Source organism: Rhizobium sp. 42MFCr.1 (assembly GCF_000377185.1).
GTDB lineage: Bacteria > Pseudomonadota > Alphaproteobacteria > Rhizobiales > Rhizobiaceae > Rhizobium > Rhizobium altiplani.
The window spans coordinates 197,738-209,207 of sequence record NZ_KB897822.1 but is presented as its reverse complement, the minus strand read 5'-3'; the positions used below and the strand labels follow the sequence as shown (position 1 = coordinate 209,207).

The following is an 11,470-nucleotide window of genomic DNA, read 5'->3' as shown; positions in this document are numbered from 1 at the left end:
CGGTGTCGGGTCTACCGGCCCAGGGAATGACTGTATGGAGCAGATGCAGATCTACGCATTCGACATGAACTGCGTCGGTCATATCAATCACGGCATGTGGACGCATCCACGCGATACGTCCCTTCACTATACCGACCTCGACTACTGGGTGGACTTTGCCCAGACAGCCGAGCGGGGAAAGCTGGACGGGATATTCCTGGCGGATATCGTTGGGGTCTACGATGTCTACAAGGGAAGTCCGGCACCCGTCATCGAGGCTGGCGCGCAGATCCCGGTCAACGACCCGCTGATGCCGATCTCGGCAATGGCCTATGTCACCAAGCATCTCGGCTTCGGGGTAACGGTCAACACGACCTACGAGCCGCCGTACTTGTTGGCGCGGCGCATGTCGACGCTCGACCACCTGACAAAGGGTCGCATCGGATGGAACATCGTCACCGGCTATCTCGACAGTGCTGCGCGCGCGATGGGTTTCGACAAACTGCCGGAACACGACGCGCGCTACGACGCGGCCGAAGAATATCTCGAAATCCTCTACAAGCTCTGGGAGGGCAGCTGGGACGATGATGCGGTACTTGGCGACAAGGCGCGAGCCGTGTTCGCCGACCCTTCCAAAGTCCGAGCCGTCAAGCACGACGGCCAATACTACAAGATGCAGGGCATTCATCTCTCGCAGCCTTCGCCGCAGCGCACGCCGCTGCTCTTCCAGGCAGGCGCTTCGGCGCGCGGGCTGGATTTCGCGGCCAGACACGCCGAATGCGTCTTCATCGCGACGCCGACCCCGCAGGCGGCAAGGCCGACCGTGACGGCTCTCAAGCACAAGGCGGCGGCATCAGGGCGCGGGTCGGATGCCTTGCGCGTTCTCGGCCTTGTGACGGTTGTCGTTGGTCGCACCGAAAAGGAGGCATTCGACAAGCTCGAAGACTATCGCCGCCATGCGAGTGTCGAGGCTTCCCTGGCGCACTATTCGGCCTCGACAGGCGTTGATTTCTCGAAATACGGCCTCGACGATCCGATCGAGCAGAAATCCACCAATGCCAATCAGTCTGCGCTCGCCGCAATCACCAGGGAAGCGCCAAAGCCGGTGACGCTGCGCCAGATCATTGATCAAATGGTACTTGGCAGCCGTATGAAACCGATCGTCGGCTCGGCCGAGCAAGTGGCGGACCGCCTGGCGGCATGGGTTTCCGATGGCGGTGTGGACGGCTTCAACCTGGCGCGCACGGTGGCGCCGGAAAGCCTGCGCGACTTCGTCGATCTCGTGGTTCCGGTGCTGCAGGAGCGCGGCCTGTTCAAGGCGGACTACACGGAGGGACCTCTCAGGCAGAAACTGTTTGGCGGCAGCGGCAGGTTGCCATCCTCGCACCCTGCCGCTGCGTTTCGCCGCTGACTACTTGTGGTCAAGCCTTTCGACCAGTCGATCGCCGAGCCACTGTATGCCGCAGACAAGCACGATCAAGACGGCAACGACTGCCACCATGACGGTTGTCTCGAAGCGCTGGTAGCCATAGCGGATGGCAAGGTCGCCGAGACCGCCAGCGCCGATCGCACCGGCCATTGCCGAGGCCCCGATCAGGGTCACCAACGTGACCGTGAAGCCGGCCACGATGCCGGGTAAAGCTTCCGGTACCAATACTTCGCGAATGATCGTCCAGCGATTGCCGCCCATGGCGCGCACCGCATCGATCAGTCCGCGATCGACCTCGCGCAGCGACACTTCCGCGATACGTGCATAATAGGGCGTTGCGGCAATGGCGAGCGGGACGATGGCCGCCCAGGTGCCAAGCGCAGTGCCGACGATCAGGCGCGTCACCGGGATCAGGGCCACCAGCAGGATGATGAACGGCACGGAACGGAACCCGTTGATGATGGCCCCAAGGATGCCGTTTATCCAGGCGTTCTCGGCTATGCCGCCTTTGTTCGTGAGAACGAGCGCGAGACCGAGCGGCAGGCCGAAGACCAGCGAAATCAGTCCGGATGCACCGGTCATCAGGATCGTTTCCCAGAGGGAACGAAGCAGAAGATTAAACATGATCGGTGTCATAGCCAAGGACCTCCACCCGCGCAGAGCGAGCCTTCAGAAACTGCAGAACCTTGTCCTTGAGCGCAGGGTCGCGCATCGGGACAGCAATGAAGAACCGCGCCACCGGCTGGTTCTGAATATGGTCGATACCGCCGTGGACGAGTCGGAAAGATTGCGGCAGCGCCGCAGACAGGTCGGCAAAGACCGCGCCCTGTGCGGCGAGGCCCGCCATGTCGATGCTTATGATCGCTTCCTCCCCTGATGTCGGCGAAAGGCGGGCGGCGATATGCTCCGGCAATTGTGGGCGGCTGCCGGACAGCAGACTCCGGGTGATCGGCGCGCTTGGGTCAGCGAACACCGACCATACCTGCCCCTCTTCCACGATCCGGCCGGCATCGATGACGGCGACGCGATCGGCAATGCCGCGGACGACTTCCATCTCATGCGTGATGAGGATGATGGTGAGGCCGAGCTTGCGGTTGATGTCCTTCAGAAGGGCCAGGATCGACCGTGTGGTCTCGGGATCGAGCGCCGATGTCGCCTCGTCGGACAAGAGCAAGGCAGGGCGTGCGGCAAGCGCGCGCGCAATGCCCACCCGCTGCTTCTGGCCACCGGACAGGGACGATGGATAAGCCTTCGCCTTACCCGCGAGACCGACAAGCTCCAGCAATTCATGTGCGCGCCTCAGGCGCTCGGTCTTTGCCACGCCGGCGATCTTGAGCGGCAGTGCGACATTCTCCTCTACCGTCCTGGAGGCCAGCAGGTTGAAATGCTGGAAGATCATTCCGACGCGGCGGCGAAGCGGCTGCAACTCCTTTTCGTCGAGACCAACGATGCTGCGCCCCTCGATTTCGATTAAGCCGCGATCCGGACGCTCCAGGCCGTTGAGGCAGCGGATCAATGTGGATTTGCCGGCTCCACTGCGCCCGATTACACCCAGGATTTCTCCCTTGTGGACGGTGAGCTCTACGCCATCGAGGGCCGGGGTGGTGCCGAAATGCCGATGTACGTCGACCAGGCGGACCACCGCCTCAGCAGTTGCTTGCGGCGTCTCGATTACAGAGGCCGTTACGATTGAATTCATAGTCTTTCCCTTCGGAAACGCCCAAGGCGGCCCGGGCAAGGAACGCCCGGGCCGCCTTGTTCAACGCGCCTAACCCCTCGGCGCGAATGTCGATCAGTAAGCGCTGAGGCCGGTTCCCTTATACACCTTGTCGAACTCCGCCTTGACCGCATCGTTCTGGTAGGACGAGACCAGCGTCTTCACCCAGTCTTCGTTCTCGCTGCCCTGCTTGACAGCGATGAAGTTGCGGTACGGATTGTCAGCGATAGGTTCCTGCGCAATGCGGTCGGCCGCCGAGAGCCCGGCCTTCAGGGCCCAGTCGGTGTTCACCACTGCCGCATCCAGATCATCGATGGCGCGGCCGACCACACCGGCATCAAGCTCCTTGATCTCGACGTTCTTCGGGTTCTCGGTGATGTCGGTAACGGTCGCGAGGATGCCGGTGCCGTCCTTGAGCTTGATGATGCCTTCATTTTGAAGAACGCGTAGCGCACGACCCTCGTTTGACGGATCGTTCGGCACGCCGATCGCCGCACCTTCGGCGAACTCGGCGATGGTTTTGTGCTTCTTCGAATAAAGGCCGATCGGCCAGACGCCGGTATATCCGACCGGGACGATATGATAGCCGTGCTGCTTTATCTGATTGTCGAGATAGGGCTTGTGCTGGAAGGCGTTGGCGTCGATTTCGCCGCGCTCCAGCGCCTCGTTTGGCTGCGTATAATCGTTGAAGACGATCGTTTCGATCGTCAGGCCCTTCTTGGCGGCTTCGGCAGCCACAACGCGCCAGACGTCTTCGTCCTCGCCACTCATGATGCCAACCTTGATCGACTTGTCTTCGGCGAAGGAAGCGACAGGCGATGCAAATGCGATCAGAGCGATCGTGGAGGCGGCGATCGCGGCAAGGCTTGCGCGACGTGTCAGGCTGGATTTGGACGTCTTCTTGTTCATTGTGGTGTTTCCCGTCTTGAATTGATGAGGCAAGCCTCGAACGGCCAGATAATTTCAAAATCGCTGAGGATAAACCAAGCAAGCCCATCTCTATTGCGCTGCAGCACGGAAAAACTCTTCGGCGCTTTGGTGGGATAGCGGGATAAAAATTCTACTAATTTTGTAGAATATTGAAGTTGCTGTCCTGGCTATGAGCCTTTAAATTGAATCATCGGGGCGCGAGGGACAAAATCGCGCCTTACAAGAAATGCGATCTGGGTCGCGATCAAGTGAAGCAGGGCAGCGTGACATCTCGACAGGACACCCGTGGCAAGACGTGTCGCCCCGTCGTGGCGATTATCGGCGGAGGCGTTTCTGGTGCGGGTGTTGCGTACCATCTGGCATCCTCCACATGCAGCCCGCCACCAACAATCGTGGTTTTCGAGCCACGAGAAGAGCTTGGTAGAGGGCTCGCCTACGATACCACCGATCCAACGCATCGGATCAATGTTCCCGCCGCCCGCATGAGCCTGTTGCCGGATCGGCCGGAGGACTTCGTCGAATGGATGGCCCGCAACGATGCTGTCGCAGACGATCCGGACGCGTCTCGGCCGGATGGCAACCTCTTCCCCCGACGCCATGTCTTCGGCACCTATATTGCTTCGGCGCTCGCTCCCCTGGTGCAAAGCGGGACCGTGCATCATCGCCGTGCGGCCGTTGTCGAGGTATGCCGGGGCGGCAGGCGCTGGGAGATCCTCGATGACAAGGGCGGACGAACGGTTGCCGATTTCCTGGTGATCGCCACCAGCCATCCAGCGCCGTCAGCGCCTCGTGCTCTCAGAGTTCTCGAAGGACACCCCCGCTTTGTCGCCAACTCCACCGTTGCCGGCGCGCTTGACGTTGTCCGTCCGGCGGACCGGGTGCTGGTCGTCGGCAACGGCCTAACCGCAGCCGACATCGTCGCTTCGCTGACGCGTACCGGCCATCGCGGACAGATCACATCGATTTCCCGCCGCGGATTGAGATCGAGAGGGCATGCTCCGTATCCACAGGAGCCGTTCGGTGCGTTCGACACCGCCGCGGCTCATAGCGCGACGGCGCTGCTGCGGGGGATCCGGCGGACCATTGCAGAAGCCACAGCCGCGGGGTTGACGTGGCACGCCGTGATCGACCAGGTTCGCGGTCACGGCCACGCGATCTGGCAGAGCCTGCCGATTGCCGAACGCTGCAGGATCGTACGCAATATCAGGCCATATTGGGACGCTCACCGGTTCCGCATCGCTCCGCAGGTGGAAGAGGTGCTGGAGCGAGCGATTGCAGAAGGAAGGATGGAAGTGTTGGCGGCCTCTGTCGCTCGGGTGCAACGTGACGGCGAGGCAATCCATGTGGAACTGAGACGGCGACACGGCGCACCACTACAGAAGACCTTTGATGCCGTCGTTGTCACAACCGGTCCCGCGCATGGAAGCATTTTGGAAAGCCAGGCGTGGCTCGCTCGCCTGCGCGATCAATCACGCTTGCAGCTCGATCCGACCGGCCTCGGCATTGCATGTACCGAACGATCGGAGGCGATAGGTGCCGATGGCAGTCCTGATCCGACCTTGCTGATTTCCGGCCCCTTGGCGCGTGGGACATTTGGGGAGTTGATGGGACTGCCACAGATTACAGAACATGCCGTCCTTGTGGCCCGTGAGCTGACCACAAAGGTGACGGCAGCCGGCGAATACGGTTAGGCTCGCCTGACCTCGACAGGATGCGGTCCGTCAGGACGCCGATCGGCCGGTTTCGGCAAAGGGCTCGAGCTCTGGATCGAAGTCAACCTCCACGACATTGTTGAAGACCGCTGTTGCAAGCATGATGCCGGCAAAGGCCACGAGATCGACCAGCGTCTTGGCATCGTAGCGCCCCTTCAGCTGCGTCCAGATCTCGGCGGGAACCGCGTTGGAATTGGCAACGATCGCCGTGCCGAACGCATCGAGCAACGCCTCTTCCTCGGAAAGTACCAGGGCCTGCGGGTCGAAACCCGCATTGATCAGTGCCCGGCGAAAGAAAGTGATGGCGATCCTTGAGTTCGCAGCTTTTGAAATGGCATGCGAGAAGATCCAGATCGGTCGATCCGCGATTGCAGAAAGCTCTGCGCGCAGCGTGAACCATTCGGCATAGATGCGGTGGGCGGCAGGCGAATGCAGCAAGGTACGCTTCATGTTCGTCATGCGCCCCCGCACCTTCATCTCCTCGTCATGCGCGGCCCGAATCTCTTCAGAGGCTGTGGTGTAGTCGATCTGCGGAATATGGCTCATGGCGGTGCTCGTTCGGTGGGTAAATCTGAATGACGCTTGAAAAATCGGAAAAGCCGGTGCTGCCCCAGCTGCTTCAAGCATGGTGCAAGTCCGCCGGACGAGACGAATCTCTCCGTTCGCGCTGGATATAGCAGGAAATCTCCAGGCCGTTCTTGACAATGTTCGGCCATCGAGACACGATGAAACCGGTTTCACTCGTGCTCATGGAGAGATCGTGCGGCTCGACCTGTCGATTCTCTTGCCCCATCTTGGCTTTCTCGCACAAGGCGCGCTGCTGACAGCAGAAGCGTGTGTTCTCGCGCTCGTCGGCAGCGTCATCATGGGCGCCTTCGTGGCAATCGCGCGCACATCCTCGTCAGCGGCGCTGCGAAGAATTGCGTTCGTCTACGTCGATATCTTCCGCAACGTGCCATTCATCGTGCAGCTGTTTTTCTTCTACTACGGCCTGCCCGAGATCGGTCTTTACATCGATGCGTTCACAACAGGCGTGATTGCGCTGTCGATCGCAGGTGGCGCATACGCGTCCGATATCATCCGCGCCGGTATCCTGGCGATCGATCAGGGCATCATCGAAGCAGCGGAGGTGAGCGGCTTGTCACGCAGGGTGATCTTCACCCGTATTGTCCTGCCGATCGCACTCAGGACATCCGTGCGCCCGCTCGGCTCGGTTCTGATCAACATGATCCTCACCTCTTCGATCCTGTCCACGATCACGCTCAACGAACTGACCGGCTCGGCGCAGATCGTGGTGTCGCAGACCTACCGGCCGTTCGAAGTCTATGTTGTGCTTCTCGTCGTCTATGCGGCTTTGACCTATCTCGTATCGCTCGCGATTGCGATCCTCCATCGCCGTCTCAACCGTGACATGATGGAGGCGGTTGCCTGATGCGCTTTGCCGATTTTACAGCCTTTGATCTGGTTCTTCTCGCACAAGGGCTCGGGGTCAATATCGCGCTTTTTCTCGCGACCTCGCTGATCGGCCTGGTGATCGGCATTGCCTGGGCAATTGTGCGCTACTACCGTGTGCCCGTCCTCAGCGAAGTGATCACCTTCGTTTCTGAACTTTTGAAGAATTCGCCAGTGCTGGTGCAGCTGTTTCTGGTGTTCTTCGGTCTGCCGGGGCTATTCCATATCCGGGTCACGCCGATTACCGCGGCGACGATCACGCTGTCGGCCAATACAGCCGCCTTCATCTATGTCATCGCGGTTTCGGCAATCGAGTCCATCGGCCGTGATCAGATCGAGGCGGCACGAGTCTTCGGTCTTACACGGTGGCAGGTCCTTCGACATGTGCTCGCCCCGCAGGCTGCCGCCTTCGCGGTCGGGCCACTGATTGCACTTCTCGTCAACCAGTTGCAGGTCACATCGCTGATCTCGGTGATCGGCGTGGTCGACCTTACCAAGATCGGCAACATCCTCAACATGCGAACGCTGAAACCGTTTGTTGTATGGACGGCCGTTGGCTTGCTCTATTACGCCGCCGCCAAGCTGGTTGCCTTGCTTGGGACGCGCTTCGAAAATCGCCTTCGCGCCCACAGCGCCTGGAGAGGGCTCTGACATGATCAAAGTTGAAAACGTAAAAAAGGCCTTCGGCCAGACCACCGTGCTCGATGGTATCGATCTGACGATCGAGCTGGGCGAGGTCGTCTCGATCCTCGGCTCCTCCGGCTCGGGAAAGTCGACGCTGATCCGGTGCATCAATGGCCTGGAGAAGCTGAACGGCGGCCAGATCACGGTCGATGAGTTCGATGTCGGCAAACCCCGGGAACTGGCGGAGGCCCGCAAGCGGTCAGGTACGGTCTTCCAGCTCTTCAACCTCTATCCGCATATGACGGTGCTCGGCAACATCACGCTGGCGCCGATCGAGGTGTTGAAGAAACCGCGCGCTGAGGCGGAGGCGACGGCGCGAGCACTGCTCGAGTCGGTTGGTCTCGGGAGCCGGGCTGATGCCTATCCGGCGCAGCTTTCGGGCGGTCAGCGCCAGCGTGTCGGAATATGCCGGGCGCTTGCCATGCAGCCGCGCTATCTGCTGCTCGACGAAGTGACCAGCGCGCTTGATCCGGAGATGACGGCAGAAGTGCTGGCGATCCTTGCAAAGCTCGCCCAGGAAGGCACGACGATGCTGTTCGTGACGCACGAGGTCGAGTTCGCCAGGCAGATTTCGGATCGTATCGTGTTCCTCGACAAGGGCCGGCTGCTGGTCGACCTGCCGACCAAAGAGTTTTTCGCCGCCGACGGCGGCATGGCACAGCCGCGCGTCGCCCAGTTCCTTTCCAAGATGCGTAAAGATTAGAGGTTCAAGATGCTGCTTTTGGCCAATAAAGAGGCGTGGCCGGGTTTCCCGACCTCCGTGGAGATGCTGCGGGACGGTGCAATCAGTCTTGATGCAATGGTCGCCGGGATCAGCAAGGTGGAGAGCGAAGTCAAGGTCCGCAGCGTCGGCTATGGCGGCTGGCCCAACATGCTCGGCAACATGGAGCTGGACGCTGCGGTGATGGACGGCAACACACGTGATGTCGGAACAGTCGGTGCCGTGCCAAATACGTTGCCGGTGGCGCGTCTTGCCTATGAGGTGATGAAACGCCTTCCGCACGTCATGCTGACCGGCGACGGCGCTCGGCGCTTTGCAACTGAAATCGGTTTGGCCGAGGATGACGTGTTGTTCGAAGACAGCAGGCGGGTCTGGTGGGAACGATTGGAAAAGGAACTTTCGCCGGAGGATCTCGCAAAGTTTCCCGATATTCCGCTCGCGCCGTTGAGCCGCGCCATCACTGATCCGGAGCGCGTGCGCGATACGACCGTCTTCCTCTCGGCTGATTCAGCGCGCGGCATTCACGCCGCAACGTCCACCTCCGGCTGGGCGTGGAAATATCCAGGCCGCCTTGGCGATAGTCCGATCCCCGGCGCCGGCTTTTATGCCGACAGCCGCTATGGCGCGGCTGCCTGCACCCACACGGGTGAGATGACGATGCGCTGCTCGACCGCACGCACCGTTGTTCTTGCAATGAAGCTTGGCTATTCGCTCTCCGACGCGGTGAAGCTCGCCGTCGATGAGCTCGATGAACTCTCCACCGGATTTCTCGCCGGCGTCGTGATCCATGCAGTCGACGCCAAGGGAAACCATGAGGTCGTGAATTTCAGATGCGAGGGCGAAATTCGCTACTGGCTCTGGGAGGAATCGATGCCCGAACCGGAACTGCGGGCAGCGAAACTGGCATAATCAAAAGAGGGAATGAAACCATGAAGCGTATTCTGACTACCCTTGCCGCCCTCGCCATCGCGGCCGGTTCGGCATTTCCGTCCTTTGCCGGAATGATCGATGACATCCGCTCGCGCGGCACCGTTCGGATCGGCGTATCGCTCGGCGGCGAGCCGATCGGCTTCCGTGACGCGCAGAACAATCCTGTTGGTTACGATGTCGACGTTGCAACGCTGCTCGCCCAGAAGCTCGGCGTACCCGTCGAATTCGTCGACGTCTCGGGTGACGCCCGGATCTCGATGCTCGTTTCGGGTCAGATCGACGTTGCCGTTGCCAATACCTCGGCAACGCTCGAACGCGCCAAGACGGTGAACTTCACCATTCCCTACAATCGTGCTGGCTTGCGCATCATCGTTCAGAAGGATGCAGCTATCAAGGAATTGAAGGACCTGGCCGGCAAGAAGGTTGTCGTCGGACGCGGCACGACGGGCGAGAGCTTCCTGAAGACCGCCGTTCCCGATGCCCAACTCGTCTACGTCGATCAGTTTGCTCCGGATGGCGTTCTGCAGCTGCAGCAGAAGCGCGTCGATGCGGCCATCGAAGATTCATCGCTGCTCGATTATCTGGCTACCAAGAATCCGTCGCTCGTGACGCTGCCGGGCCTCTTTTCCAACGATCCGATCGGCATTGCAGTTGCCAAGGGTGACCCGGAATTCGTGCGCTGGCTCGACATGTTCGTTTCCGACTACATCCAGTCGGGTTCTTATGCGGCGAACTACAAGAAGTGGTGGGGTCCGGAATCCAATCCCCCTGCCCTGAACCCCCTGTGGTAAGTTGAACTGCGGGCTGCCTCCTGGCAGCCCGTTTTTCGTTTAAGCGGTGAGGCGGGGCACAAAACGTGTGGGCACCGTGATCGGCGGTTGACCCGGCGTGAAATTGCCGGGGTTGGCAACGGATTCAACGATATGGCGAACATAGAGGAGCTTGTCGTAGCCAATGGACGAGATCGGATAGGCGTCGAAATCGGTCAGCGACAGATTGTCGAAACCGTAGAGCCGGAACCGCGATGGCCGACCAGCAGGAAAATCGGTCCGACAGACGTCAAGGATGCCCATCGCCATGGCATCGGATGTACAGAAGACCGCATCAGGACAATCGGCGCCGGCCAACGCGTTGGCCGCGGCATGCCCGCTCTCATAGGAATAGTCGCCCAGGACAGTCCGGGTAAGATTGATGCCGTAGCGCGAAAACGCCTCGTGGTAAGAGCGAATGCGTGCCTGCTCCACGGGAGAGGAGGCGCGGCCGGTGACGAGCCCGGCTGTGCGCACCATCTTCGACGCAGCGTCGGCCACAGCTTCCGCAATGCCAGCATCTTCGTCCGGGATGATTGCGGGGGAGAACTCGTCGTGCAGACCGTTCAGCATGATAACGCTGTCGGAACGGAACAAGCGACGGACAGTCGGGGCGTCTGCAAAGTCGGAGAAGACCAGCGCTGCGTCGACATGGTAGGCGACGCCGTTGCGCAGAAACTCGTCCACGCGCGCAACCGAGCCGATCCGGATCAATATGACCTGCTTGCCAATCGACTGGACCTGATCAATCAGCCGGTCGAACAGGTCGAGATCCGACAGATCGTGAATGTGGTTGACGACGACGGCGACCAGGTTGACGGTTTTGGTGGTCAGGCTCTGCGCCAGAAGGTTCGGCTTGTAGCCAAGGTTTGCGGCAGCGGCAATTACGCGCTCACGCTTCTCGGACGATACCGGCCGCGGTTCGTTCGACAGCGCCCGGCTCGCGACGGCGCGCGAGACACCCGCCATGCGCGCGACATCGGCAATCGTGGGAGGAGCGTCGCGGCTATTGTCGTGATTCATGATCGAGAGCTTTCCACCTTTGATAGGGTGATATCGCAACGTTGCGTGCTTCGGCTATGCTAATCTTTTGCTGCTTGGCGGTCG

General features: G+C 60.5%; 12 protein-coding genes. 7 read left to right on the top strand and 5 right to left on the bottom strand.

The features are described from left to right. Positions 1-34: 34 nt before the first annotated feature. Positions 35-1,390 carry an LLM class flavin-dependent oxidoreductase gene (locus tag C934_RS0107925; RefSeq protein ID WP_018856172.1) on the top strand — a complete coding sequence of 452 codons (1,356 nt, stop codon included), beginning with the start codon at positions 35-37 and terminating at the stop codon, positions 1,388-1,390. Here C934_RS0107925 and C934_RS0107920 read toward each other — a convergent pair whose 3' ends face one another. The 3 genes from C934_RS0107920 to C934_RS0107910 form a co-directional block, all read right to left on the bottom strand. Further along, positions 1,391-2,044: a methionine ABC transporter permease gene (locus C934_RS0107920; RefSeq protein WP_018856171.1), complete on the bottom strand. Its 654-nt coding sequence runs from the start codon at positions 2,042-2,044 to the stop codon at positions 1,391-1,393. Then, positions 2,025-3,107, bottom strand: coding sequence for a methionine ABC transporter ATP-binding protein (locus C934_RS0107915; protein ID WP_018856170.1), 1,083 nt, complete (start codon positions 3,105-3,107; stop codon positions 2,025-2,027). Before C934_RS0107915 ends, C934_RS0107920 begins: the two co-directional genes overlap by 20 nt. A 93-nt stretch (positions 3,108-3,200) precedes the next feature. Continuing rightward, entirely contained in the window at positions 3,201-4,034 is an 834-nt protein-coding gene (locus C934_RS0107910) for a MetQ/NlpA family lipoprotein (RefSeq protein WP_018856169.1), read from the bottom strand. Between the two features lie 284 nt (positions 4,035-4,318). Between C934_RS0107910 and C934_RS0107905 the strand changes: the two genes are divergently transcribed. Further along, positions 4,319-5,746, top strand: a complete 1,428-nt coding sequence (locus C934_RS0107905; protein WP_051085575.1) for an FAD/NAD(P)-binding protein — start codon at positions 4,319-4,321, stop codon at positions 5,744-5,746. Between the two features lie 30 nt (positions 5,747-5,776). On the opposite strand, the gene C934_RS0107900 is transcribed toward C934_RS0107905, so the two are convergent. After that, on the bottom strand, positions 5,777-6,313 hold the full coding sequence (locus tag C934_RS0107900; RefSeq protein WP_018856167.1) for a hypothetical protein: 537 nt from the start codon (positions 6,311-6,313) through the stop codon (positions 5,777-5,779). Between the two features lie 214 nt (positions 6,314-6,527). Between C934_RS0107900 and C934_RS0107895 the strand changes: the two genes are divergently transcribed. From C934_RS0107895 to C934_RS0107875, 5 genes are read left to right on the top strand one after another with little or no spacing between them, the layout of a single operon-like run. Further along, positions 6,528-7,199 carry an amino acid ABC transporter permease gene (locus tag C934_RS0107895; RefSeq protein WP_018856166.1) on the top strand — a complete coding sequence of 224 codons (672 nt, stop codon included), beginning with the start codon at positions 6,528-6,530 and terminating at the stop codon, positions 7,197-7,199. Beyond that, positions 7,199-7,870 carry an amino acid ABC transporter permease gene (locus C934_RS0107890; RefSeq protein ID WP_018856165.1) on the top strand — a complete coding sequence of 224 codons (672 nt, stop codon included), beginning with the start codon at positions 7,199-7,201 and terminating at the stop codon, positions 7,868-7,870. Before C934_RS0107895 ends, C934_RS0107890 begins: the two co-directional genes overlap by 1 nt. A gap of 1 nt (position 7,871) precedes the next feature. Further along, the gene (locus C934_RS0107885; RefSeq protein ID WP_018856164.1) at positions 7,872-8,606 is read left to right on the top strand and encodes an amino acid ABC transporter ATP-binding protein; all 735 of its coding nucleotides are present in this window, start codon (positions 7,872-7,874) and stop codon (positions 8,604-8,606) included. Between the two features lie 9 nt (positions 8,607-8,615). Beyond that, positions 8,616-9,533, top strand: a complete 918-nt coding sequence (locus C934_RS0107880) for a N(4)-(beta-N-acetylglucosaminyl)-L-asparaginase (protein WP_018856163.1) — start codon at positions 8,616-8,618, stop codon at positions 9,531-9,533. 20 nt (positions 9,534-9,553) lie between these two features. Continuing rightward, positions 9,554-10,345 carry a transporter substrate-binding domain-containing protein gene (locus tag C934_RS0107875; RefSeq protein ID WP_018856162.1) on the top strand — a complete coding sequence of 264 codons (792 nt, stop codon included), beginning with the start codon at positions 9,554-9,556 and terminating at the stop codon, positions 10,343-10,345. A 39-nt stretch (positions 10,346-10,384) separates the two neighbouring features. Here the strand turns inward: C934_RS0107875 and C934_RS0107870 are convergent, their stop codons facing one another. Beyond that, entirely contained in the window at positions 10,385-11,386 is a 1,002-nt protein-coding gene (locus tag C934_RS0107870) for a LacI family DNA-binding transcriptional regulator (protein WP_018856161.1), read from the bottom strand. Positions 11,387-11,470 lie beyond the last annotated feature (84 nt).